Origin of the sequence: Pseudomonas serbica, assembly GCF_028823535.1 — a bacterium.
GTDB lineage: Bacteria > Pseudomonadota > Gammaproteobacteria > Pseudomonadales > Pseudomonadaceae > Aquipseudomonas > Aquipseudomonas serbica.
In genome coordinates, this window is the sequence record NZ_JAQIYM010000010.1 from 217432 (window position 1) to 241506 (window position 24075).

Consider the following 24075-nt stretch of genomic DNA (forward strand, 5'->3'; position numbering starts at 1 on the left):
GGTCTATTCCAGCAAAAGGTGGCGGGCAAGCCCTTCGATGTAGGTTTCATCCTGACCGTTGGGGTGCGCTTCGAAAGCCAGGTGCAGGTATTCGTGGGTCAGGTCGAGACGGTCTTGCAGGGAGAGCACGCCGCGCACGTAAAGGCGCTGGCGCTCGCGGTCGACGAAGGGACGGCCGAACGCCAGGCGGCAGACGGCGAAGGTGCTGACTTCGTTGTAGCCGGCTTCACCTTCCAGACGGGGGCGCCAGCTGCGGCGCTGCTTTTGCAGCCAGTCTTGGGCGGCGGGCAGCGCGTCGCAGGAGGCCACAGGGTTGTCCCAGCGGCTGAGACTGGCGCGTGGGTAGGCGTGGAGCAGGATCGCGTCGTAACGCTGGCCGGCGCTGCCTTGTTCCACGGCCTGTTGCCAGGACAAACGGTCGAGGCCCGGCTGGTTGGAGTGATAGGTCACTGCGGTGCCGGCGAGCACCAGGTCGCTGGTCCAGGCGGCGATGGCGCGTGCATCCGCGGTGGCCGGGCGTGGGGCGACGCGCTGGCGCTGGCTGCTGTCGTCGATGCTCAGGCAATCACCGCGGCGCGTGGCGTTTTGCAGCAGGTAGGTGCGGATGGCCACGGCGAGGGCCTTGGCGGCTTCGGCGGGTTCGGCGCGGGCCTCACGCTGGAGGACACGAGCGACATACTCTTCGCGGTCCAGGCGGGCGACCAGCTTGTCCTTGAGTAAGAACAGTTCGCCGTCGCCGTGGATATCCAGTTGATTGCCATTGACGAACTCGACGCGGTAATCGCCCTGCAATGGGCCAGAGGACACCACGCGGTCACCTGACATCACCCGCTGAAGTGGATAACGCGAGAACAGATCGACCTCGACACACTGCCCCGCCTCCGCCGGCCAGGCCGCCGGCACCACTGCCGACAACGCCTGGGCGTAATCGCGCAGGACCCGCTGGCTGGTTCCGCGCCCTCCCGCCCAGATCGGCGTGCCATCCGCCGTCCAACCGGCGAAGCCACCCTGACGCGACGCCGCATCGCGATCCCCCCGCCAGCTCCAGGTCTTGACCCGCAAGCGGCTGCCGAGCTCGCCCACGACGCTGCCATCCGCCGCGTTCAACAGCACGTCCAGCAACACGCGACGCGCCTGGTCCTGCGCCGGCATCCGCGCCAGCGCACGCAACAATTCAGCCACCGAAACCCGGGTGGCGGGCTGCAATGACGGCAAGTCCAGCAGCCACTGCGGCGCCTGTCGTGCCTGCCAATATTCACGCCAGTCACCAGGGTTGATCGCCAGTCGCGCCGGTTCGAAATACAACCCACAGGACTTCACCAACGCCTGATCCCGCTCGACTTTGCCACCGGCGGCGCAGCAATAGACCTCCTCTTTCGATTGGCCGTGACACTCGTACGCCGGCTCACTCGCCCCGGTATCCACCAGCCAAGCGTACACAAACAGCTTCCAGACACTGCCCAGGGGGGCCTGCAGACTGTCGGATAGCGGTTCGCGCGATAACAGCTGCGTCGGACTCAAGGTCAGCAGTTGATCCTTGAAGGCCAGCCGCAACGGCTCCTCCCGCGCTGTGGCCAGCGCGGGAATCAGACACAGCAACAGCCAGACCCAATGCCGATACATGTCAGTGAACCATTACCTGACCGAGGGCCGGTTTCTGCTCCTGAGCCTGATGCTGCGGCGCATAGACCTGGGTGAAGCGCGCCGGCGGCAGGCTGAACTGGCCTTTTTGCGAGAAACGCACCAGATGACGTAGACGCAATTCGCCGCTCAAGGCATCCACCGGCACGGCGTAGGCCATTTGTCCCGGCTCGAAACGGGCCTTCTCCAGCGCCGTCGGCTCGGTCCCGGCCTTGCCCATGAGCTTGATGCCCCAGGTCGTGCGTTCGACATCCGCGCCCGGGGGCAGCGGCACTTCGAGCAGACCATAACGCAAGGGTCTGGCGGCTTTGCTGGTCAGGATCACTTCGTCGAGATACAGGTTGTCGCTGGACAACGGGGCATTGCCGACCGGCTGCAGCTTGAAGGTGAACGCTTCATCACCCGGCACCAGTCGCGACAGGCGACGGGTGATGGTCACAGGCAGCGGATCGACCGCTGGCTGCTTGCTCTGGAAGCTCAACGCAGCGCTCAGTGGACGCTCTTGCTCACCGTTCAACGACAATACGCCGGGTACCTGTGCGCCTTGCCATCTCCAATAGGCTTCACCCGTGGCGCTCTGCTCCTGCTTCCAGCCGTCACCCGGTTTCAGGGCCACGGCCGGCGCGGCCTGCTCGATGCTGCGTTGCAACCAGGTCAGGGCCAGCGCACGCTCCAGGGTGGATTGCTGTGGCAGCAGACGTTGCAACAACCTTTGTGCATGGGCCTGATCGAATGGCTGCAGCGATGCATTGAGCGCCTCGGCAAACGGCACGGAGCTGGTGGCCAGGCGCTGCTGCGCGTCCGCCATTTGCCGCTTGAACGCTTCCGGCAAAGCGACCTTCGATTGCCCGGCCAACGAAGCGGTCAATACCCGGGCAGCGGCCAGGCCCAGCGCCGAATCCGGATCACCCATGACCAGGCTATCGCCCGCCACCTCCATGACGTTCGCGGCACTGCCCTCACCTGCCTGCATCAGGTCTTCCATCAATCCGCTGAGCAAGGTGTTGATCGGCAACTGCATCTGTTTGGCGAACGACAGGATCAATGCCCGTTGCAGCAACGGCGTGTTTTTCGCCTGTTTCGCGTACACCTCCAGCACTCGCTGCCAGTGCTCCGGCGGCAGGCTCAGCTCCAACACCCGGCTGGCATGCCAGTCGGCGTAATAGGCGTAGGCGGTGAGAAACGCGTCTGGCTCACCGTCCATGCCCCACCAGGTGAAACTCGCCGAAGGACCGGCCATTTGCACCAGGCGCAGGCGGCTGTTCTGCATGATCAGGCGCAAGCGATCGCGCACCTGCGGGTTCGACGACAAGGCTGGATAGGCGATGCTCAACGGCAGCAAACCACTGGCGGTTTGCTCGACGCCGCCGTACGGGTAGCCCAGCAGGTCATCGAGGGCCGCACGGAACAGCGCTTGCGGGCTGTCATCCAGACGCAGGCGAATATCCGTGGCGTCCGTCGGCAGGGCTAGCGGTGTCTCTGCGCCGGCCACGTCCAGGCGCTGGCTTTGCGTGACCTGCCAACCTTCGCCGGTGGCGCTCAGGCGCACGGCCAGGGCATCGGCGGTTATGCCGTCCTGCAGCAGTTCAGCGGTCCACTGGCCATTGACCAACTCAAACGCCGGCAACGGCAGGTAGTTGATGCCGCTGTTAAGCGTGACAGGAAACCGCTGTTCGCTGCCCGCGTAATGAATCACCAGCTCGGCCTTGACCGGGTTTTGCGCCTGGCTGAAAGCAAACACGCCGAGATCCGGTTTGTCGCCCGCGCGGAATCGCGTCGGCCCGCTCCACTTCAGGTACAGCGGTTTCTCCGAGCGCACGAACTGTTTCTTCTGCCCGACCTGGCCGTCATCGGCGATGGCCCGGGCGGTAATGCGCCAGCGGGTCAACGAGTCCGGCATCTTGAAGGTGAAGCGGGTCTTGCCGTTGGCGTCGGTGACGAGTTCCGGCTGCCACGCTGCGGTGTCGACGTCTTCGCGACGCGGCCGCTCCAGCACCTTCACCCCACGCTCACTGCGGTTGGCTTTGCCCGGCGCCCCAGGGCTACCCGGCAACGCGACGTCGTAGCTGATGAACGACAGACTGGCGCTGGTGCGCACGTTGTTACGGCGCGGATGGTAGAAGAACTGGTCGATGGTCGGGGCGATTTCCGGCTGCAAGGCATAGACCATTTCGTCGACCACGCTGACCGTCAGGTGCGCTGGTATCGGCTTGCCGGCGAACTGCGTGGCCAGGTCCACCGACACCGTGTCGCCGGGTCGGTAGGTCTCTTTGTCCGTGACGATGGCCACGTCGATCTGCGGCGTGATCACCTTGATCCCGGCGTTCTGGAAGCTGTACTGGCCGCCCTTGGTGTAGAGCACCGAGAAGGTCAGGTTCGGCGCGAAGCTGTCCTGCACCGCAATGCGTGCGCGGTATTGGGTGTCGCTGAGTTTTTCCAGCTTCAGCCAGTCGGCGCCCTTGGACAGCAGCGCCGTGGCTTCGACCTTGTCGCGTTCCAGCGACAGCAGCGCATCGCTGATCGGCTCGGGGAAGGTGATCAACGCCAGCGCTTCATCGCCGGCCTTGTACTCGGGTTTGTCGAGGACGATTTCCACGGTGCCCGGTACGGCCTTGACGCCCTCGCCGGTGACCGAATGGCCTGTAGCGCCGAGGGTTCGGCCGTGCTCGTCCCTGAGTGTCAGGTTGTAGGTGCCGGGACGGTCGAAGGCCAGGATGAAACCTTTGTCGGTTGCCGCAAGCTTGCCTTCGCCAGTGCTCTGGTCCTCCAGGCGAACCCAGCCATAGCTGCTCGGAGTGACCGCTGCACTTTGTTCGCTTTCGTTGACGTAGCTGAACGTTACCTTGTCGCCCACCGCACTGAAACGCTGCGGCGCACTCAAGCGAAAGTTCGCCGCACCGCGATCAATGAGGATTTCCTTGGTGGTCTTGACCCGATACGCCGCGCCATCGCTGGCGAACACGGTAAGCATGTAGCGACTCGGCTTTTGCGCAGCCGGCAAATCGAGGACGGCGTTGCCCTTGGCGTCGGTGGTCAGTTCAGTGCTGGTCAGTTCCACCGGGAACTGCCCGAGGTATTGCAGCTCGTTGTCGACCATCGACAGTTGCTGGGCGCGCAGGCTCAGGCTCAACTTGGCGTTGGCCACCGGCTTGCCGTCCGGATACAGCAGCACCAGACTGCCCTTGACCGGTTCCCCGGTGCGGTAGTCCTGCCTGGCCAGGTTCAGGGCGATTTCGAAGTGCGGCTTGATGTATTCAGCCACGCGAAAGGCGCTGCTGTAAGCCTGGTCCTTGTAGCTGAAGCGCAGCTCATAACCACCGGCCACGGCATTGTCAGGCAACTGGAAACGCCCTTGAGTGCCGGCCTTGGAATCAAGTTTAAGGTCCAGGCTTTGCAGCGCCGTACCGGTCGCATCGAGCACCGTTACATTGACATCAGCCGCGGTTGGCTGCACCGAATCCCGGGCGTTCTTGAACTCGCGCCCGACGATTTTCAGTGATACCCAATCACCTGGCCGATACAGCGGGCGATCGGTAAAGGCAAAGAGTTTGGTGTCGTAGATTTCACTGTCGTAGTAGAAGTTTTCCGCGACGAAAACCCCGCCTTCTTCATCCTCGCCGATCATGAACGAACGCTCGGGACTGACGTGTTTCAGGCGCAGCAAACCATCGGCGTCGGTCGCCCCGCTGCTCATCACACCCAGACCATCGGTCCACAACACATTGACCCTGGGCACCGAACTGCCCTCGTGTTTGCGCGCCGCCCACACCAGCAATTCATTACCGGCAATCTTGCTCACCGCCACGGTGTTGGAGACGAAAACCATGGTGGTCGCACGGTACTTGCCGATCAACGCTTCGACCAGATACAGACCCGGTTTCAAGTGGCCCAACGGGATATAGACGTTACCCGGCGCAACGCTGACGAACTCGCTGGAAGAACCGGCGAGGTTGACACCTTCCGGCGGCTGGATCGGCTTGGCTTGCCACAGCGGATAGCGAAACTGGCTGACCACCGGCAGGCCCGGGATCAGGGCGAATTGCGGCTGTGCGTCGTAGGGCGTTGGCGCGGCCATGGCGTTGCCCATTTTCAGTTCCGGCACTTGCTCGGTGACTTGTTTACGCGACTCGTAGGAAAACGCCCGCTGCATCACCCGACGGGATTTGCGGTACCAGTTGTCCCACAGGTAGGCGAGCGTATTCGACAGGCCTTCGCCCTTGAACTGGCCGTCACTGACCACCCGGTGGAGGTTCTTCTGGCGCTTGAGGAAGTCCAGCGGCTTGTCGATGCGATACACCCGGATATCGGCGCCGCCGTACGGTTCCATACGGAAGCGGCGGTAGTCGCGACCTGGCGCTTCAAGGCGCACCGTGGCCTGTTCGTCGCTGGCAAAACTGCTGTCGGCCAGCAGGAAAAAGCTCTCGCCGGCCACCGGTGTGTAGCCGCTCGGCTCGACAGTGTCTTCGGCGTTGGCCACCGATAAGGGCAGCACCCATATCAACAGCAAGGACAGAAAGCGCAGCATGCGGGCACCGGTCATTGGGAGAGAAAATTCAGTCGATAGACGCCGATGAAGTTGGGGTTGGCTGCATCGGGTATCCATCGGGTGTCCTTCCATGTCATGAGTTGTTGCAGGCTTGCCGAGCGCATGCCGTTGTCGGTAGGGGTGGTGGTACCGGTGTGATAGGCCACGTAGCGGCCCATCCAGATCATCAGGTGCTGGTCGTCGCCCAGGTCGAAAAACATCAGGTCGCCGGGACGCGCCTGCGCAACATCGCGGCCAACCAGGTGACTGTTGAACTGGATCAGCTTGATCGCGTTGACGTAGGGCCCGACCTTGCCATCACCCTGCTGCCATTGCTGGGCCAGGCCGCGCTGGGCCCCGTCCAACTGCAGTTCCGGCGGCAGGTAGCGGTTGGACAGACCATTGCTGCGCAGCCATTTGTCGTCATGGACTTTCAGCGCTTCGTTGGCGGCGAATCGCACCAGCCCGGCGCAGTCCTGCTGATACCAGCGTGGGCTTGGGCCCTGGCTCAGTTGCTCTTGGGCGATGCGCACGAACCAGGCGCGGAACACCTGGGATTGCTGCGGATCGAGCGCCGGTGCCTCAATGGCTCGGGCGCCCGCGCTCAACAGGAGCGCGAGCACTCCGAGGCTGCGGATCAGTGTGTTCACAGCGCTTTCCACTCCAGCGGCAGCCATTGCCAGTGGCCATCAGGCTCGCTGCCCTCCGGCAGGATCAGGGCGTACTTGCCGTAACCGCCGAGCTTGCGCAGTTTGGGGATCAGGTAGGTTTGCGCAGCGTTGTAGAACACCGGCTCCATGTCTTGCGGCAGGCTGTCGAGGGTTTCCTGCTGCATCAGTTGCGCCATGGCGTCCGGGCCGAAATACACCGGCATGAGCAGGTCTTTGGGCACCACGTCGGCCATCGGCGGGAAGCGTTTGTCGAGAGTGCCTAGTGCCTTGTCCAGCAGCTTGTCGTCGAGGGAAAACAGCAGCGTCGAACCGTGACGCGCCAGGCTGACCTTCATGAATCGCTTGCCGGTGATCGCATCGGGATCCGGTGCATCCTTGGCCGCATACGGACCGAAACTGGAGCTGACCTGGCGCTGCCATTGATGACTCAGGCCCGCCTGTTTCTCGACCACCGGGAAGGCGTGGTCCTCGACCTTGCCTTCATAAGCGCCGACCATCGAGCCGAACAGCCTGCCCAACTCGCCATCGAGGCTGGCACTGTCTTCATCGTTGAGACTGACCACCAGCAGCGGCGTGTACAGTCGCGAATCGGCGTACCAGCACAGGCCCGCCGCACCGGCCATGTGCTCGGTCAACGCCTGGGCCGCGGCCTCGTCGGCACCGAGCTTGAGCAGCAGCGGCTGCTGTTGTTCGGCCGCCAGCGGCAGGGCCACGCAAGCGCTGGCGCCCATGGGCATGGCTTGCCAGATCGGTTTGAAATCGAAGTCCGGCTGATTGTCCAGTTCATCCATGGCGAGGAAGCTGTGCCAACCCTTGTCGTCCATGTCGAAGCGCAACCCGGCGAAGTTCGGAATGAAACGCTGATACCCCATGGCCAGCACACTGGCATTCACCGACAGCCGCTGTTTCACCTCTGGCGCGCGGGGTTGCAGGCCGAAGGCTTCGGGGAACAGTTTGTCGCCGTTGAGCAGCGCGGCGATGGCTTGGGTCGAGACGCCGCCCGCTTCCCGTGTCTCGCCGCTTTGCGGATCGTAGAGCCTGGTCGGATTCGACAGCACCACCAGTTTGTCGCCGTGGGACGCAAACAGTAGCGCCTTGCTGGCGTTATAGGTGAGTTGATAGAGCGCCACGTCGTCGTTGCCGACTTTCAGGTCCGCGAGTTTGCTCAACTGCGAATCATCCAGCGCGACTTTGGCCAGCGGCTCCAACACCTTGGCCAGGCCACCGCGATCCATCACCAGCAGAAAATCCTTGAGCCGGCCATCCGGCCCGCGCCACAACGCAACGTCCGCCGGTTGATCGAACAGTTGCTCGATCAGCGTGTCCTGCAACTTCAGGTCGTGCTCGTAAATGATCCGCCGCAAGCTGCCGATCAGCCCGAGGCGATCGGCGTGGGTTTCGTAATAGAAAACGAAATCTTCAGTCAGGGTTTCCTTGAGAAACGGCACTGCCAGCAGGTCCTTGGGCAACTGGCTCAGGGAATGGGTTTCGAGCAAACCATCGGGGCGGCTCATGCCGAGCTTCTCAGCCACCAGTTGCGGTGCCGGGGCTTGGTTTTTATTCAACAGCCAGCCCATGCCAACGGCCGCGCCCGCGACCAGACACAGCCCGGCCACAATGACCGGCCAACGGCGGGACGGCTTGGCGCTCGGTGTCTCAGCTGCCGGTAAAATAGTGCTATCGCTCATTTCACAAAGCCCAGTTCATCCGTGGAGCGGGATGCTTAATAGTTGAAAGTCTTGACCAGCAGCAGATCCCCGATCGCGCGCAGGGGCACGATGAAGGTTTCGCGTTTTTCGTCGACGGTGTTTTCGTTGAGCACCAGGTTGATCTGCGAGGTGATGACCTCGTTCTGGTTGCTGGTCTCATCGAAGTTATAGCCGCCGCTACCGAAGTTGCCCCAATAGTTGACGTAAACCAGATAGGTGCCATGCAGCGGCGCGGTCATGGTGAACATTTCCGGGCCAGGGCCGTCGACGCCGTCCGGGTCCAGGCCACCGCCATTGCTCATCGCCGGCCGTGCCCAGAATGCGTGCTGGCCGTCCGGGGTCACGATGTGCAGGTCGAGTTCGGCTTTCGGATCGTCCCAGCCCAGCACCACGCGAATCCGCGCCGGGGTGCGAAGGTTGTTGGCTTCGTAGAACTGCACGCGCTTGAGCGACTGGCCTTCGGCGCTGCGCACTTCGACGCTGTTGGAACCGGCGCCGAATGCATAGGGCCGGGCAAAACGCCCCTGGTCGTCGGTGTACAGGTTCAACGGATTGCCGTTGACCGCCAACGTATGGGGCCCGCGCTGTGTACCGATGGCCTTGAGCTGGCCCTGGATCATCGTGCGATTGCGCTGCACACCGCGGTCGATGGGTGGCGTGGGATAAGCGACTTGCGGGTTTTCTGTACGGTCGAGCAAACCATTGAAGCGCCAGCCGCCCACCGGTTCCGACAATTCGGCGCTTGGCGCGGCCAGGGCGGGCGCACAGACCAAGACGATCAGCAGCAATAGAAATGAGCGCATGTGACGCCTCCTGCCATGCATGACGAAACCTTGCGCCTGATCCTCGGCGCGTTACAGATGCGGATACTGCGTTTCGTCTGAAAGACCCAGACTCGTGGGTCGTAGATGGCGCGAAGGTTAGACGCTGGGGCTGTTCTTAACAATCAGAGAACGGTGAAAATGCGCTGTGAATCACGCCGATGGCTCACACCTTCAAGAGTATCGAGTTCATGGCACCTTTCTGGATCTGGCAGCAGCCCGATTGGCCGAGTTTCACCTGGAACGCCGAACGACTGGCACCGTTGCTGCGCGAGTGCGTCCAGGCTCAAGGTCGATTGATGGGCATGGCCAGTTCCGTGGGCGGCTCAATCAGTGCGCAAAGTGAGCTTCGAAGCGCCGCCGCGCCAAGGCCTTGAGCAGGGCAAGGCGCGGTTCTGGCAGGCGCATCGGGAATCCGGGCTTTCGGCCGAGCAGACCAGGGTTCTGAATCGCTTGCTGGCTGGACTGTTGGACAAGGGATGCCTGCAGCGCTTGCCCGGTGGCGGGCGTAGCACTCGGTACCGGATCCGGCACCCCGATGACGGGCAAACCTGAGTCCGGATCCACGGTTTCAAACACCCCGCTCATTTGCCCATAACCCCCCTATCTGCTAGTGTCGCGCCGGTTTAACGTCAACCGGAAATCGCCGCCATGGCCCGCAAAAAAGCTGCACTGGATTTCGAACAATCCCTCGCTGACCTGCAAACGCTGGTGGAGCGTCTGGAGAATGGCGAATTATCGCTGGAAGACTCGCTGACCGCTTTCGAGCAAGGCATCGGCCTGACCCGCGATTGCCAGGCGGCGCTGGCCCAGGCCGAGCAAAAGGTCCAGGTGCTGCTCGAGCGCGACGGCGAACTGGCCGAGGAACCCTTCGACGCGGATCAACCAGAATGATTGCAGCGTATTCGGCGACCAGCCAGGCCCGTGTCAACGCCGCCATGGAAACCCTGTTCATCGCGCCGAGCCCTGAGCTGGCGCGGCTGTATGAAGCCATGCGCTACAGCGTGATGAACGGCGGCAAACGGGTGCGCCCGCTGCTGGCCTACGCTGCGTGCGAAGCCCTGGGCGGCAAGGCCGAGCAGGCCAATGGCGCGGCCTGCGCGGTAGAGCTGATCCACGCCTATTCGCTGGTGCACGACGATTTGCCGGCCATGGACGACGACGACCTGCGTCGCGGCCAGCCGACTACGCACAAGAAATTCGATGAAGCCTGCGCGATCCTCGCCGGCGATGGGCTGCAGAGCCTGGCGTTCAGCGCCCTGCTCGACCCGCGCCTGAGCAATGCCGACGCCGAGATCCGCCTGCAGATGGTCAGTGCGCTGGCACTGGCGGCAGGCCCGGCGGGCATGGTCGGCGGCCAGGCCATCGACTTGGGCTCGGTCGGCCTGAAGCTCGATCAGCAAGCGCTGGAATACATGCACCGGCACAAGACCGGCGCGCTGATTGAAGCCAGCGTCAAGCTCGGCGCCCTGGCCAGCGGCCGCGCCGAGAAGGACGAACTCAGGTCCCTGCAGACTTATGCACAGGCCATCGGCCTGGCCTTTCAGGTCCAGGACGACATTCTCGACGTCGAAAGCGATACCCAAACCCTCGGCAAACGCCAGGGCGCTGACATTGCCCGCGACAAGCCGACTTACCCGGCACTGCTCGGCCTCGACGCCGCCAAGGCCTATGCCCTGGAACTGCGCGATCAGGCGCTGCACGCGCTGCGACCGTTTGACGCGGCTGCCGAGCCCCTGCGCGAGCTGGCCCGTTACATCGTCTCGCGTCGCAGCTGACGGCGTATCCGCCAAAAAAGACCAACGCGTGGGCAGGGGCCGATGCATCAGGTAAACTGCCGCATCTTTTATACCTATAACGATTCGCCTGATGCCCACGACGTTCCATGAGATTCCCCGCAAGCGCCCGACCACGCCCCTGCTCGACCGCGCGAACACGCCGGACGGCCTGCGCCGGTTAGGCGAAGCCGAGCTGGAAACCCTGGCCGATGAGTTGCGCCTGGAATTGCTCTACACGGTCGGCCAGACCGGTGGGCATTTCGGTGCAGGCCTGGGCGTCATCGAGCTGACCATCGCGCTGCATTACGTTTTCGACACCCCGGACGACCGGCTGGTGTGGGACGTGGGTCATCAGGCTTATCCGCACAAGATCCTCACCGGTCGTCGCGAGCGCATGGGCACCCTGCGCCAGAAGGACGGCATTGCCGCCTTCCCGCGCCGTTCCGAGAGCGAGTACGACACCTTTGGCGTCGGCCATTCCAGTACTTCGATCAGTGCAGCCCTGGGCATGGCGATTGCCGCCCGCCTGCAGAACAGCGAGCGCAAGGCGATCGCCGTGATCGGCGACGGTGCACTGACGGCCGGCATGGCGTTTGAAGCGCTGAACCACGCGCCGGAAGTGGACGCCAACATGCTGGTGATCCTCAACGACAATGACATGTCGATCTCGCGCAACGTCGGCGGCCTGTCGAATTACCTGGCGAAGATCCTTTCCAGCCGCACCTACGCAAGCATGCGCGAAGGCAGCAAAAAAGTGCTGTCGCGCCTGCCCGGGGCCTGGGAAATCGCCCGTCGTACCGAAGAATACGCAAAAGGCATGCTGGTACCCGGCACGCTGTTCGAGGAGCTGGGCTGGAACTATATCGGCCCGATCGACGGCCACGACCTGCCTACCCTGATCGCCACCCTGCGCAACATGCGCGATCTCAAGGGCCCGCAGTTCCTGCACATCGTCACCAAGAAAGGCAAAGGCTTCGCCCCGGCTGAAGTCGACCCGATCGGTTACCACGCCATCACCAAGCTCGAACCCGTCGATGCGCCGGCCAACCCGCCGAAAAAAGCCAGCGGGCCGAAGTACTCCGGTGTGTTCGGCGAATGGCTGTGCGACATGGCGGCTGCCGACCCGCGCCTGGTCGGGATCACGCCGGCGATGAAGGAAGGCTCGGACCTGGTGGCCTTCAGCGAGCGTTTCCCGCTGCGCTACTTCGACGTGGCGATTGCCGAGCAACATGCGGTGACCCTCGCGGCCGGCATGGCCTGCGAAGGCGCCAAGCCGGTGGTGGCGATCTACTCGACCTTCCTGCAACGCGGTTACGACCAGTTGGTGCATGACGTCGCGGTGCAAAACCTCGACGTGTTGTTCGCCATCGATCGCGCCGGCCTGGTCGGCGAAGACGGCCCGACCCATGCGGGCAGCTTTGACCTGTCGTTCCTGCGTTGCATCCCCGGCATGCTGGTGATGACCCCGAGCGACGAAAACGAATTGCGCAAGATGCTCACCACCGGCCATCTGTACAACGGCCCGGCAGCCGTGCGTTACCCGCGCGGCAATGGCCCGAATGCGACCATCGAGAAAGACCTGGAGCCGATCGAAATCGGCAAGGGCGTGGTTCGCCGCCGGGGGAGCAAGGTCGCCCTGCTGGTGTTCGGCGTGCAACTGGCCGAGGCTCTGAAAGTGGCCGAGACGCTGGACGCAACCGTGGTCGACATGCGGTTCGTCAAACCGCTGGATGAGGAACTGGTTCGCGAGATTGCCGGCAGTCATGAGCTGCTGGTGACCGTCGAAGAAAACGCCATCATGGGCGGCGCCGGTGGCGCCGTCAGTGAGTTCCTCGCCCGCGAGAACATCCTCAAGTCGATGCTGCACCTGGGCTTGCCGGACGTTTACGTCGAACACGCCAAGCCAGCGCAAATGCTGGCTGAGTGTGGGTTGGATGAGGCCGGGATCGAAGCGTCGATCCGCGAACGCCTGCAGTTACTGAACATCTAAACATCAGACTTATGCAAAACCCTGTGGGAGCGAGCCTGCTCGCGATAGCGGACTGACAGTCAACTTGTTCATTGACTGACACACCGTCATCGCGAGCAGGCTCGCTCCCACATTGGTTTTCTGTGATCTTCAAATTCTGTTCGCTCCAACGCACCAACGGACTGCCATGAAACTCTCCCCCCTCGCCCTGACGCTGACCCTTCTGCCGTCCGGACAACTGCTGGCCGACACCTTCGAACGCGACCAGGCCCTGAAACTGCCCGACGTGCTGATCAGCGCCAACCGCCAGGTCGAGGCGCGCAACGACAGCAGCGCCGCCAACACGGTGTTCATCCGCGAAGACATCGATCGCCTGCAACCGAACAGTGTCACTGATCTGCTGCGCCGTGTACCGGGGGTGCAAGTGGTACAAACCGGCGGGCGCGGCAGCTTGCCGGGCATTTACATTCGCGGCACCCAATCGGCCCAGAGCCTGGTGCTGGTGGACGGTCAGCGGATCGGCAACTCGTCCTCCGGCGACAGCAACCTGCAACACATCAACATCGAACAGGTCGAGCGCGTGGAAGTGCTGCGCGGTTCCCGTTCGGTGATTTACGGCAGCGACGCGATTGGCGGCGTGATCCAGATCTTCACCCGACGTGGCGCCGAGCCTGGCCTGCAGCCACGCCTGCATATTGGCGTAGGCAGCAACCAGACCTGGGAACGCAGCCTTGGCTTGTCCGGTGGCGATGAGCAGACCCGCTTCAACCTAGGCGCCAGCCTCGATGAAACTGCTGGAATCGATCGCACCCATGAGTCGTACCCCAGCGACGGCGATCACGACGCCTACCGCAACAAATCCCTGAGCCTGAGCCTGAGTCATGCCCTCACCGATGACCTCGAGATCGGCGCCAACCTGCTGGATAACCGAGGCAAGAGCGAGTACGACAATCCGTTTGGCCGCTTCGACCTGGACACGTTCGAGTCAGTCCAGCAGCAGCCCTACAACGAATTCGACGTGAGCAGTGTCAGCAGCTACGTCGACGCACGGGTCAACGACATGTGGAAAACCCGCGTCGAATTCGGTCACAGCGAAAACCGCGAGAAGACGTTCGACAAGCTCAGCGATGAACGCAGTGTGTTCAATACCTACCGCGACTCGGTGAACTGGCAGAACGACCTGACACTCGACGAGCGCAACAGCCTGATGCTCGGCGGCGACTGGTATCAGGATCGGGTCAACAGCAGCACGCCGTTCGACGAAGACAGTCGCTGGAACCGCGCGGCATTCATCCAGCATCGCTATCAGGCCGACAGCTTCTCCACCGAACTGGGCCTGCGCCGCGACCAGAACCAGCAATTCGGCGGCCAGAACAGCTGGAGCGGCACCTTCACCCTGCCGCTGAACCCGGACAACGAAGTGCTGCTGACCTACAGCGAAGGTTTCCGCGCACCGACCTTCAACGACCTGTATTACCCGGACTTCAGCAACCCGGACCTGAAACCCGAGACTTCAAAAAGTTACGAACTGCAGTGGCGCAGCCAACTGACCGAGAACGCTCGCCTGGAGGCCTCGCTGTACCGCACGGACCTCGAAGACGCGATCATCTTCGGCAGTAATTCACGCCCCGAAAACGTCGCCTCGGCGCGGATCAACGGCTTTGAAGCGGCGTTGAAACAGGAACTGTTCGGCTGGCAAAGCAACCTTGGCCTGGCGATCATCGACCCGCGGGACCGTGACACCGGGCATACCCTGGCCCGTCGTGCCCGGCCTACCTTGAGCTGGGATCTGGATCGACAGTTCGACCGCCTGGGCCTGGGCGGCAGTTGGCAAGCGGTAAGCAGCAGCTACGACGACTTGAACAATCAACAGCCATTGGCGGGTTATGGGTTGCTGGGATTGCGCAGCAGTTGGGCGCTCAACCGTGAAGTCAGCCTGGAGCTGAAGGTCGATAACCTGCTGGACAAGGCATACAGCCGGGCGCTGTACAGCCATGAAGGCAGCCAGTACGGGTATCGCGAAGAGGGTCGGGCGTGGATGTTTGGGGTGACCTGGACCCCGGAGATTTGATTCGAAATTATTGCTGACCAGCCTGGCCTCTTCGCGAGCAAGCCCGCTCCCACACTAGATCGAGGTCAGACAGACAGGCTGTGTACAACACAGATCGAATGTGGGAGCGGGCTTGCTCGCGAAGGCCGCTACTCGGTTTCAGCGTTCGGGCGCAATCAATTGGCACAACTTTGCAGTCGCCTCAACCATCTGCCCACTCGGCCGCTCCAGCCCCTTGTCCGGCACCAACCGCAACTGCCCCTGCCGCACCGCCGCTACCTGCGGCCAAAGCTTCCACGCATCCAGTTGCGCCTGATCACCGGCCAGAATCACCTCGGGATCGCGCTGCAGGACCGCTTCGACACTGATCTGCGGCGCAGGGATTGTCTGGTCGCTGAACATGTTTTGCGCCCCGCACACTTCGAGCGCAGCGCTGATGATCTGCCCACCGCCCACGGTATAAAGTGGCCGGTCCCAGACCTGATAGAACACCCGCAACGGCTGATCGCGCCTGTAGCGCTGACGCAGTTCGGCCAGGCGCTGCCGCAAGCCGCCGGCCAGCGCAGCCCCACGCTCAGGTCGCCCCAGCTGCAAGGCAATCGCCTCGATCTGCGTGGTGAGTTGTTCGAAATCATGCGGTTCGGCGACGTAGGTCGGGATGCCCAGGCGCTTGAGTTGCTCACGCTGGGCCGGGCCGACACTGCCGGGCCACAACAGCAGCAGATCGGGCTTCAGGCTGAGCAGGCGCTCCACGTCCAGCTGGCCGTAACGGCCAACGGAGGGCAAACCCTTGAGTTCGACGAGACGCTCGCCAGCGTCCAGCACGCCGACCAGCAAGTCGGCCGAACCCAGCTCGACAACGATTTCGGAAAGTGAAGGTGCAAGACTGACAACCCGCTCGACCGCCGCGACCGAGCCGCTGCTGGCCAGCAGCAAAATCGCCAGCCAGACCGAGCGCTTCAACCGAGCTGGCGCGGAATACGGTAGAGGTAGAACAGCACCGCGGTCGACAGCGCCAGCAGCATCAGCGGCACCGCTTCGAGGCCGACGAACACCGCCAGTGCAGCGATCCACGCCGGCAGGCCTGCGGCGAGGAACGCCGTGCGCCGCCTGGCCGCCAGATGGATCCACGCGCCAGGCTCTTCAGGGGTATCGAGGGCTTTCTGGGTGTCGATCAACGCATGTTTGTAACCGCCAAAAAACTTCAGGCTGACAAACATCGAGGCGACACCGGCGATGAACAAGGGCATCGCCAGCACCGGCAGGATCGCCTCACTCTGACCGAACACGGCATTGATCACGAACAGCGGCAACAAGGCCAGCGCCAGGTATTGCCACCAGTTGACGGACAGTCGCCGCCGCACCTGTCCGCGGGTCACGCCCGGTCTACCTCGCCCTGATGTTCGTTGCCCATCATGTGATCGAGTTTGCTGGCCTTGGTCGCCAGGTAGAGTTTGTTGTGCGGATTGTGCCCGGTGTGCAGCGGCACGCGCTCAGCGACCACGATACCCATGTCGGTCAAGGCTTTGACCTTGCGCGGGTTGTTGGTCATCAGGCGCAGGGATTTCACCCCCAGGTGCTCAAGCATCGGCAGGCACATGGCGTAGTCACGCTGGTCGGCGGCAAAGCCCAGGCGCTCGTTGGCTTCAACGGTGTCGGCACCGCCGTCCTGCAACTCATAGGCGCGGATCTTGTTCAGCAGGCCAATGCCACGGCCTTCCTGACGCAAGTACAACAGCACGCCCCGACCTTCACGGGCGATGGCCTGCAGTGCGGCCTCAAGTTGCGAGCCGCAGTCGCAACGCTGGCTGAACAAGGCATCGCCAGTCAGGCATTCGGAGTGCAATCGGCCGAGTACCGGGGCACCGTCGGCAATCTCACCCAGGCTCAGCACAACGTGCTCGCGGCCGGTGGCCTCATCGAGAAAGCCGTGCATGATGAATTGCGCAAAAGGCGTTGGCAGCTTGGAAGCGGCGACAAAAACGACAGGCACCGGTGTGCTCCTGATCTAAAAGTCTGAAGATTCGCAGGCCGGCATTGTAACAGCAGGTTCCAACCGACGCTTAGGCTGAATTATCGGCCATAACAATCAAAAAGTTTGATGTCTGCCGACAGGTTAGTTCTCATCGAAGGGATAGGGTTGCTTCCAGTGTTCGAAGATCGGTTTGAGCTCACCGGTTTTCACCAATTGCGCCATGCGCTGGTCGAACAACGCCATCAGGCTGCGGGCCGCCGGGGTCTTGGCAAAGCACAGGTACAACGGCAATTCGGCGATATGCGTGCGGCGGAACTGGGAAGGGTCCTTCGCGCGGCTGAGCACCCAATCGACCTCGGTGAGTGCGTCTATGTAGAAATCGGCGCGGTTCTGCGTCAGCATCGAAACGATGCCGGTGCGCCGTAGCACTTCGTTGTAGCGGCGGATATTGGGCAGATAATCCTGATAATCGTAGCCACGCACCCACGCCAGGCGGTAATTGCCCAGGGTTTGTGGGGTTGGTTGCGGATTGCTGGCCAGGCCCAGGGCATAGATATGGTCGGTATCGAAGTTCCAGCGCGGGTAGAGCACATCGCTGGATTCGCCATGGTAGGAGCCGACACAGGCATCGACCTCACCGCGCTCAGCCAACCCCATCGAGCGCACATAGGGTTCGCTGCGGATGTCCAGCCTGACCCCCGCCGGCTCGAAGACTTTACGCAACACGTCCCAACCCAGGCCGTGGCCGTCGGCGGCGGTATAGTCTTCCCAATCTTCGCTGGCCAGATGAATCACCGATGGCGGGGTGGATGCCTCCTCCGCCTGGGCGAGCGCACCGAACACCGCAAACACCATCGCTACCAACCAGCGTCGAGCCATCCCTAGTTCTCCTAATTAATCCCTCAGGCGAAGATCCATACCAGCCCCTGCATCGCCAGCCAGGCAAATACCCCGGCCAATACATCGTCGAGCATGATGCCGACGCCTCCATGCACATGCCGGTCAACCCAGTGAATCGGCCACGGCTTGAGAATATCGAAGAAGCGGAACACCAGGAATCCCGCCAACAGCCACTGCCAGCCTTCCGGCACCAGCCACAGGGTGATCCACATTCCGACCATTTCGTCCCAGACGATACCTTCGTGGTCGTGTACCCGCAAATCGTCGGCCACCTTGCCGCACAGCCAGAAGCCGAACAGCATGGTAATGCCCAGCATCAGCCAGTAACCCCAGTCGGGCAACATCTGCCATAACGGGATAAAGGGTAGCGCAACCAGCGACCCCCAAGTGCCCGGCGCCTTTGGCAAGGTGCCCGAGCCGAAGCCGAACGCCAGGAAATGCCAGGGATTGCGCCAGACCGATGGCGGTACGAATTCCGCCGGGACCTGTTTGGGGTGATCTGTCACGGTGTCTCCCGAAAATGTTGATAGCCCCGGGTTTGCGGGGTGATGTCATGCCCATCGGTATCCAGCAGCGTCACGCCTTGCCCCGCCACGATCCGCCCGACCACATGAATTGGCCAGCCGTCGGCCACCAATCGAGGTAACTCGACGGACGGTAAGGTGAAGGCCAATACGTAATCGTCTCCACCACTCAGGGCGGCGTTTTGCGCGCCCGGTTGACCGAGGAAGGCGACCAGGGCTTTCGACAGCGGCAAGCGATCCCGTTCGACCAGCACGCCGACCTTCGACGCCAGGGCGATATGCCCGCAATCGGCGAGCAGCCCGTCGGAGATATCCATGGCTGAAGTGGCTTTGCCGCGCAACGCCTGCCCAAGGCGAAGCTGCGGTTGTGGTGACCAGTAATGCGCCAGCAGCGGATCGGCGATGGCGGCTGCTGCGCTACGCTGGCCGAGCACCAGCGGCAAGGCGCCAGCGGCATTGCCCAGCTCACCGCCGACACACAGCAAGTCGCCGGGCCGCGCGCCGCTGCGGGTCAGGGCCTGGCCACCCGGCACCCGGCCGAACACCGTCATGGTCAGGCTCAATGGACCGCGGGTGGTGTCGCCGCCCACCAGCGCCACGCCGCAGCTCGAAGCCATGAGGTTCAAGCCACGGGCGTAGGCCTGCAACCAATCGGCGGTCACCGTCGGCAAGGTCAGGGCAAGGGTAAAGGCAATGGGCGTGGCGCCCATGGCGGCCAGGTCGCTGACCGCAACGGCCAGCGAGCGCTGACCGAGCAGAAACGGATCGCAGGGGTCGGCAAAATGCACACCGGCCACCAACGTATCGGTAGAAATCGCCAACTGTTCCCCGGGAGGAACAGCCAGCAAGGCGCAGTCGTCACCAATCCCCAGGGCAACGCCTTCGCCGCCCTGGGCACAAGGCGCGGCGGCGAAGAAATTGCGGATCAGCTCAAATTCGCCCATGGCTGAGACAAAGTGCTCAAGCGCCAATCAGCGCTTGAACGCCTTCACTTCAGCTTCACGCAGACGCGGGGCCAGTTTGTCGAGCACACCGTTGACGAACTTGTGACCGTCGGTGGAACCGAAGACCTTGGCCAGTTCGATGCCTTCGTTGATCACAACGCGGTACGGCACGTCGACGCGCTTGAGCAGCTCCCAGGTGGACAGGCGCAGAACCGCCAGTTCAACCGGGTCCAGCTCTTCGATGGTCAAGTCCAGGCAAGGCGTGAGCGCCGTGTCGATTTCGGTCTTGAACTGCGGCACCCCGTGCAGGATCTCGCGGAAGTAGGCACCGTCGACATCGGTGAAATCGTTATCGACCCGGAACTGCGCTTCGATCTCGTTCAGCGACTGCTTGGCCATGTGCCATTGGTACAGCGCCTGAGTCGCGAGCTGACGGGCTTCGCGACGCTTGACGCTTTTCGATGGCTTGCCAGCATCCGCAGGTTTTGGATCGCGCGGGTTGAAACGATCGCTTTCGTCGCTAATCACTTGGCCTCCAACTGCGCCAGCAGGCTGACCATTTCCAGAGCGGACAGGGCAGCTTCGGCACCTTTGTTACCGGCCTTGGTGCCGGAACGTTCGATGGCTTGCTCGATGGAATCAACGGTCAGGACGCCGAAAGCGACCGGCACGCCGAACTCCATGGACACCTGGGCCAGGCCTTTGGTGCACTCGCCAGCCACGTATTCGAAGTGCGGAGTACCGCCACGAATGACCGCGCCCAGGGCGATGATTGCCGCGAACTCGCCCTTCTGAGCGACTTTCTGCGCAACCAGCGGGATTTCGAAGGCGCCAGGCGCGCGGATGATGGTGATGTCGCTTTCGCTCACGCCATGGCGAACCAGGGCATCAACAGCACCGCTGACCAGGCTTTCAACGACGAAACTGTTGAAACGGCCCACTACCAGAGCATAGCGGCCTTTAGGGGCGATGAAGGTACCTTCGATGGTCTTCAGGGTCATTCGATAGATCTCTTAAAGAGCCGGGACGCGTTTCGTACGCGCCCCTCAGTGATATTTGAACCGCGAATACAGGCCCGGATACGACCGGTCATTATTCGGAGGGCACGTATTCTACAACTTCCAGATCGAAACCGGATATCGCATTAAATTTCATCGGTGCCGACATCAGGCGCATTTTACGTACACCCAGGTCGCGCAGGATCTGCGAACCGGCACCCACAGTGCTGTAGGTAGTCGGTTTTTTCACCGCCGCGTGGTCGGCGGTTTCGCGGATATGCGCCAGCAACACGTCGCCATCGAGCGGGTGTCCGAGCAACAACACCACGCCACTGCCAGCCTCGGCAACCGCGGACATGGCGGCGCGCAGGCTCCAGCGGCCCGGCTGCTTGACCATCAACAGGTCGCGCAGCGGGTCCATGTTGTGTACGCGAACCAGAGTCGGTTCTTCGGCACATACATTGCCCAGGGTCAGGGCCATGTGCACGTCGCCTTCAACGGAGTCACGATAGGTCACCAGGTTGAATTGGCCCAGTTCGCTGTCCAGAGGCTGCTCGGCAATCCGCTGAACGGTACGTTCGTGGATCATCCGGTAGTGAATCAGGTCGGCGATGGTACCGATCTTGATGTTGTGCTCGGCAGCGAAAGCTTCCAGTTCAGCGCGACGGGACATGGTGCCGTCGTCGTTCATCACCTCGCAAATCACCCCGCTCGGCTCGAAACCGGCCATGCGCGCCAAGTCACACGCGGCTTCGGTGTGGCCAGCACGGGCCAGGGTGCCACCGGCCTGGGCCATCAGCGGGAATATGTGGCCGGGGCTGACGATATCTTCAGCCTTGGCATCACGGGCGGCGGCAGCCTGCACGGTGCGCGCACGGTCGGCGGCGGAGATGCCGGTGGTAACGCCGGTGGCCGCTTCGATCGACACGGTGAACTTGGTGCCGAAGCCGGAACCGTTGCGCGGCGCCATCAGCGGCAGCTTGAGCAGCTCGCAGCGCTCGCGGGTCATCGGCATGCAGATCAGGCCACGGGCGTGCTTGGCCATGAAGTTGATGTGTTCGGGCTGGCAGCACTCGGCGGCCATGATCAGGTCGCCTTCGTTCTCGCGGTCTTCGTCATCCATGAGGATGACCATCTTGCCTTGGCGGATGTCTTCAACCAGTTCTTCGATGCTATTGAGCGCCACTAGGCACCCCCCTTCTTTCGAAATTAGAGCTCAGGATTTGAGGTAGCCGTTTTGGGCCAGAAAGCTTTCAGTGATAGTGCTGCCAGCCGTTGGCTCAGCGGCCTTGTCGCCCAGCAGCAAGCGCTCCAGGTAACGGGCCAGCAAATCCACTTCCAGGTTCACACGGCGACCCGGCTGGTACGACGCCATGATGGTTTCGCTCAAGGTGTGCGGAATGATGGTCAACAGGAACTCGGCGCCATCGACCGCGTTCACGGTCAGGCTGGTGCCGTCGACGGTGATCGAGCCTTTATGGGCGATGTACTTGGCCAGGTCCTTCGGCGCGCGAATGCGAAACTCCACGGCACGCGCGTTCTCGGTACGGGCAACCACTTCGCCCACGCCGTCGACGTGACCGCTGACCAGGTGCCCGCCAAGGCGAGTGGTCGGGGTCAGGGCTTTTTCCAGATTGACCGGGCTGCCGCTTTTGAGGTCGTTCATGGCGGTGCAGTCGAGGGTTTCGCGGCTGACGTCAGCCGCAAATCCGTTGCCCGGCAGTTCAACCGCCGTCAGGCACACGCCGTTGACCGCGATGCTGTCACCCAGCTTGACGTCGCTCAGGTCGAGCTTGCCGGTTTCGACGTGAACCCGCACATCACCGCCCTTTGGGGTCAATGCACGAATACTGCCGATGGATTCGATGATGCCGGTAAACATGAGGTTCTCCTCGAGAACAAAGCCAGCGCTGTAGCGATGGCCGGAAATTATACGCTTGCTGCTGGCGAAGGAATGGCAGTGACCCGCCAGTCATCGCCAACTGCACGAATTTCAGTAATCTTGAGTTGCGGCGCATCCTTCATTTGCGCAAGCGGCCAATCCAGCAGCGGCCGTGCGCTAGAACCAAGGAACTTGCCGGCGATGAATATCTGGAACTCGTCCACCAACCCCAACTGGGCGAAAGCACCGGCCAGCCGTGGTCCGGCCTCGACCAATACCTCGTTGACACCTCGGTTGGCGAGTTCGACCAGAAGCTGACGCAGATCGACCTGACCGTCATAGCCGGGCACGATCAAGCATTCCGGGCCATTGGCGTATTGCTCTTCTACCGCGACGCAGGTAGCGACAAGCGCCGGGCCGGCCTTGAAAAACGGCGCATCCAGCGGCACCCGCAGACGCCCGTCGACCAGTACACGCAGCGGCGGACGGCTCATCACCAGCGCGGTTTGCCCGACGTCCAGGCCCAGCTCATCGGCACGCACGGTCAGGCGAGCGTTGTCCGCCAGCACGGTGTCGGCCCCGGTCAGCACCACACTGGCCTGGGCACGCAGGCGTTGCACCGCCGAACGCGCCGCGGGCCCGGTGATCCACTGGCTTTCGCCGCTTTCCATCGCCGTGCGACCGTCCAGGCTCATGGCCAGCTTGACCCGCACGAACGGCAAGCCGTGTTCCATACGCTTGAGGAAACCCTGATTGAGCTTGCGCGCCTCACCCTCCAGCACACCACTGTCGGTGGCGATGCCGGCCTCGGCCAGGCGTTGCAGACCACGACCGGCCACTTCCGGGTTCGGGTCCTGCATCGCCGCCACGACCCGCGCCACTCCGGCGTTGACCAACGCATCGGCGCAAGGAGGCGTGCGACCGTGGTGACTGCAGGGTTCGAGGGTCACGTAGGCCGTAGCCCCCCGGGCCAGCTCACCGGCGGCGCGCAAGGCGTGGACTTCGGCATGAGGTTCGCCGGCGCGTTCGTGCCAGCCTTCGCCGACGATCTGCCCGTCGCGTACGATCACGCAGCCGACTCGCGGGTTGGGATGAGTCGTGTAATGGCCCTTGCGCGCCAGTTCCAGGGCACGGGCCATGTAATGGGCGTCGAGGATGGCAAGTTCGGCGGACGTGGTCATTCTTTCACCGGTTCCCGGGCCAGGCGATCGATCTCTTCGCGGAACTCGTTGAGGTCCTGGAAGCGGCGATACACCGAAGCGAAGCGGATGTAGGCGACTTCGTCGAGCTTTTGCAACTCGGCCATCACCAACTCACCGACCACGAGGGACTTGACCTCGCGCTCGCCGGTGGCGCGCAGTTTGTGTTTGATGTGCACCAGCGACGATTCGAGGCGCTCGACACTCACCGGGCGCTTTTCCAACGCCCGTTGCATGCCGGCGCGGAGTTTTTCTTCGTCGAACGGCTGGCGACTGCCGTCGGTTTTGATCAGGCGCGGCAACACCAGTTCAGCGGTTTCGAACGTCGTGAAACGTTCGCCGCAGGCCAGGCATTCACGCCGGCGGCGCACCTGTTCGCCCTCGGCGACCAGACGCGAGTCGATGACCTTGGTGTCGTTGGCACCGCAGAAGGGACAGTGCATGGTGGCAGGCAACAAAAAAAGGGAGGGCCATGGTAGCGCATCCCCG

General features: G+C 62.7%; 22 protein-coding genes and 1 pseudogene. 6 read left to right on the forward strand and 17 right to left on the reverse strand.

All coding sequences use genetic code 11. The annotated features are described in order from the left end of the window. Positions 1–3 precede the first annotated feature (3 nt). From NQL71_RS18325 to NQL71_RS18345, 5 genes are read right to left on the reverse strand one after another with little or no spacing between them, the layout of a single operon-like run. Positions 4–1623 carry a DUF2300 domain-containing protein gene (locus tag NQL71_RS18325; protein WP_274643083.1) on the reverse strand — a complete coding sequence of 540 codons (1620 nt, stop codon included), beginning with the start codon at positions 1621–1623 and terminating at the stop codon, positions 4–6. A 1-nt stretch (position 1624) separates the two neighbouring features. Continuing rightward, positions 1625–6181, reverse strand: a complete 4557-nt coding sequence (locus tag NQL71_RS18330; protein WP_274643084.1) for an alpha-2-macroglobulin family protein — start codon at positions 6179–6181, stop codon at positions 1625–1627. Beyond that, positions 6178–6843 carry a DUF1175 domain-containing protein gene (locus NQL71_RS18335; protein ID WP_046815870.1) on the reverse strand — a complete coding sequence of 222 codons (666 nt, stop codon included), beginning with the start codon at positions 6841–6843 and terminating at the stop codon, positions 6178–6180. The genes NQL71_RS18330 and NQL71_RS18335 overlap by 4 nt, the downstream gene beginning before the upstream one ends. Next, positions 6813–8525, reverse strand: coding sequence for a DUF2138 domain-containing protein (locus NQL71_RS18340; protein WP_274643085.1), 1713 nt, complete (start codon positions 8523–8525; stop codon positions 6813–6815). Before NQL71_RS18340 ends, NQL71_RS18335 begins: the two co-directional genes overlap by 31 nt. 35 nt (positions 8526–8560) lie before the next feature. Beyond that, positions 8561–9349 carry a YfaP family protein gene (locus NQL71_RS18345; RefSeq protein ID WP_046815872.1) on the reverse strand — a complete coding sequence of 263 codons (789 nt, stop codon included), beginning with the start codon at positions 9347–9349 and terminating at the stop codon, positions 8561–8563. Positions 9350–9558: 209 nt separating this feature from the next. Here NQL71_RS18345 and NQL71_RS18350 point away from each other — a divergent pair. The 6 genes and pseudogenes from NQL71_RS18350 to NQL71_RS18375 all read left to right on the forward strand — a co-directional run. Further along, a pseudogene (locus NQL71_RS18350) lies at positions 9559–9717 on the forward strand (DUF4172 domain-containing protein); the annotation flags it as partial. Next, complete coding sequence (locus NQL71_RS18355) at positions 9701–9922, forward strand: hypothetical protein (protein ID WP_235431822.1); 222 nt, start codon at positions 9701–9703, stop codon at positions 9920–9922. The pseudogene NQL71_RS18350 and the gene NQL71_RS18355, both read left to right, overlap by 17 nt. 96 nt (positions 9923–10018) lie before the next feature. Next, positions 10019–10261, forward strand: coding sequence for an exodeoxyribonuclease VII small subunit (locus tag NQL71_RS18360; protein ID WP_007894317.1), 243 nt, complete (start codon positions 10019–10021; stop codon positions 10259–10261). Further along, positions 10258–11145, forward strand: a complete 888-nt coding sequence (gene ispA / locus NQL71_RS18365; RefSeq protein ID WP_046815874.1) for a (2E,6E)-farnesyl diphosphate synthase — start codon at positions 10258–10260, stop codon at positions 11143–11145. The genes NQL71_RS18360 and ispA overlap by 4 nt, the downstream gene beginning before the upstream one ends. Before the next feature lie 91 nt (positions 11146–11236). Then, positions 11237–13135: a 1-deoxy-D-xylulose-5-phosphate synthase gene (dxs, locus tag NQL71_RS18370; protein ID WP_046815875.1), complete on the forward strand. Its 1899-nt coding sequence runs from the start codon at positions 11237–11239 to the stop codon at positions 13133–13135. Positions 13136–13301: 166 nt separating this feature from the next. After that, positions 13302–15185 carry a TonB-dependent receptor domain-containing protein gene (locus NQL71_RS18375; protein ID WP_274643086.1) on the forward strand — a complete coding sequence of 628 codons (1884 nt, stop codon included), beginning with the start codon at positions 13302–13304 and terminating at the stop codon, positions 15183–15185. Positions 15186–15323: 138 nt separating this feature from the next. On the opposite strand, the gene NQL71_RS18380 is transcribed toward NQL71_RS18375, so the two are convergent. The 12 genes from NQL71_RS18380 to nrdR all read right to left on the reverse strand — a co-directional run bounded on the left by NQL71_RS18380 (position 15324) and on the right by nrdR (position 24029). After that, a complete protein-coding gene (locus NQL71_RS18380) occupies positions 15324–16127 on the reverse strand; it encodes a cobalamin-binding protein (RefSeq protein WP_274643087.1) in 804 nt (267 codons plus the stop codon). Further along, on the reverse strand, positions 16124–16543 hold the full coding sequence (locus NQL71_RS18385) for an MFS transporter (RefSeq protein ID WP_077186316.1): 420 nt from the start codon (positions 16541–16543) through the stop codon (positions 16124–16126). The genes NQL71_RS18380 and NQL71_RS18385 overlap by 4 nt, the downstream gene beginning before the upstream one ends. Next, positions 16540–17157: a GTP cyclohydrolase II gene (gene ribA / locus NQL71_RS18390; RefSeq protein ID WP_046815879.1), complete on the reverse strand. Its 618-nt coding sequence runs from the start codon at positions 17155–17157 to the stop codon at positions 16540–16542. The genes NQL71_RS18385 and ribA overlap by 4 nt, the downstream gene beginning before the upstream one ends. Positions 17158–17280: 123 nt before the next feature. Beyond that, positions 17281–18018: a transporter substrate-binding domain-containing protein gene (locus NQL71_RS18395; RefSeq protein ID WP_046815880.1), complete on the reverse strand. Its 738-nt coding sequence runs from the start codon at positions 18016–18018 to the stop codon at positions 17281–17283. Between the two features lie 23 nt (positions 18019–18041). Next, positions 18042–18545 carry a phosphatidylglycerophosphatase A family protein gene (locus NQL71_RS18400; protein WP_046815881.1) on the reverse strand — a complete coding sequence of 168 codons (504 nt, stop codon included), beginning with the start codon at positions 18543–18545 and terminating at the stop codon, positions 18042–18044. Further along, on the reverse strand, positions 18542–19507 hold the full coding sequence (gene thiL / locus NQL71_RS18405; RefSeq protein WP_077186317.1) for a thiamine-phosphate kinase: 966 nt from the start codon (positions 19505–19507) through the stop codon (positions 18542–18544). Before thiL ends, NQL71_RS18400 begins: the two co-directional genes overlap by 4 nt. 27 nt (positions 19508–19534) lie before the next feature. After that, a complete protein-coding gene (gene nusB / locus NQL71_RS18410; protein ID WP_008053839.1) occupies positions 19535–20035 on the reverse strand; it encodes a transcription antitermination factor NusB in 501 nt (166 codons plus the stop codon). Continuing rightward, positions 20032–20508, reverse strand: coding sequence for a 6,7-dimethyl-8-ribityllumazine synthase (gene ribH / locus NQL71_RS18415; protein ID WP_003228649.1), 477 nt, complete (start codon positions 20506–20508; stop codon positions 20032–20034). Before ribH ends, nusB begins: the two co-directional genes overlap by 4 nt. A 91-nt stretch (positions 20509–20599) precedes the next feature. Beyond that, positions 20600–21691, reverse strand: coding sequence for a bifunctional 3,4-dihydroxy-2-butanone-4-phosphate synthase/GTP cyclohydrolase II (gene ribBA, locus NQL71_RS18420; protein ID WP_046815883.1), 1092 nt, complete (start codon positions 21689–21691; stop codon positions 20600–20602). 30 nt (positions 21692–21721) lie between these two features. Beyond that, positions 21722–22387, reverse strand: coding sequence for a riboflavin synthase (locus NQL71_RS18425; protein WP_046815884.1), 666 nt, complete (start codon positions 22385–22387; stop codon positions 21722–21724). Positions 22388–22434: 47 nt separating this feature from the next. After that, a complete protein-coding gene (gene ribD, locus NQL71_RS18430) occupies positions 22435–23568 on the reverse strand; it encodes a bifunctional diaminohydroxyphosphoribosylaminopyrimidine deaminase/5-amino-6-(5-phosphoribosylamino)uracil reductase RibD (RefSeq protein WP_046815885.1) in 1134 nt (377 codons plus the stop codon). Beyond that, positions 23565–24029: a transcriptional regulator NrdR gene (nrdR, locus tag NQL71_RS18435; protein ID WP_003228656.1), complete on the reverse strand. Its 465-nt coding sequence runs from the start codon at positions 24027–24029 to the stop codon at positions 23565–23567. The genes ribD and nrdR overlap by 4 nt, the downstream gene beginning before the upstream one ends. Between the last annotated feature and the right edge of the window lie 46 nt (positions 24030–24075).

Coding starts and splice junctions, on each gene's coding strand:
- NQL71_RS18425 (WP_046815884.1), bottom strand. CDS start 22,387: ATGTTTACCGGCATCATCGAATCCATCGGCAGTATTCGTGCATTGACC.
- NQL71_RS18375 (WP_274643086.1), top strand. CDS start 13,302: ATGAAACTCTCCCCCCTCGCCCTGACGCTGACCCTTCTGCCGTCCGGA.
- nrdR (WP_003228656.1), bottom strand. CDS start 24,029: ATGCACTGTCCCTTCTGCGGTGCCAACGACACCAAGGTCATCGACTCG.
- NQL71_RS18335 (WP_046815870.1), bottom strand. CDS start 6,843: ATGGCTGCCGCTGGAGTGGAAAGCGCTGTGAACACACTGATCCGCAGC.
- ribD (WP_046815885.1), bottom strand. CDS start 23,568: ATGACCACGTCCGCCGAACTTGCCATCCTCGACGCCCATTACATGGCC.
- NQL71_RS18340 (WP_274643085.1), bottom strand. CDS start 8,525: ATGAGCGATAGCACTATTTTACCGGCAGCTGAGACACCGAGCGCCAAG.
- NQL71_RS18360 (WP_007894317.1), top strand. CDS start 10,019: ATGGCCCGCAAAAAAGCTGCACTGGATTTCGAACAATCCCTCGCTGAC.
- NQL71_RS18345 (WP_046815872.1), bottom strand. CDS start 9,349: ATGCGCTCATTTCTATTGCTGCTGATCGTCTTGGTCTGTGCGCCCGCC.
- NQL71_RS18330 (WP_274643084.1), bottom strand. CDS start 6,181: ATGACCGGTGCCCGCATGCTGCGCTTTCTGTCCTTGCTGTTGATATGG.
- NQL71_RS18395 (WP_046815880.1), bottom strand. CDS start 18,018: ATGGCTCGACGCTGGTTGGTAGCGATGGTGTTTGCGGTGTTCGGTGCG.
- thiL (WP_077186317.1), bottom strand. CDS start 19,507: ATGGGCGAATTTGAGCTGATCCGCAATTTCTTCGCCGCCGCGCCTTGT.
- NQL71_RS18325 (WP_274643083.1), bottom strand. CDS start 1,623: ATGTATCGGCATTGGGTCTGGCTGTTGCTGTGTCTGATTCCCGCGCTG.
- ispA (WP_046815874.1), top strand. CDS start 10,258: ATGATTGCAGCGTATTCGGCGACCAGCCAGGCCCGTGTCAACGCCGCC.
- ribH (WP_003228649.1), bottom strand. CDS start 20,508: ATGACCCTGAAGACCATCGAAGGTACCTTCATCGCCCCTAAAGGCCGC.
- dxs (WP_046815875.1), top strand. CDS start 11,237: ATGCCCACGACGTTCCATGAGATTCCCCGCAAGCGCCCGACCACGCCC.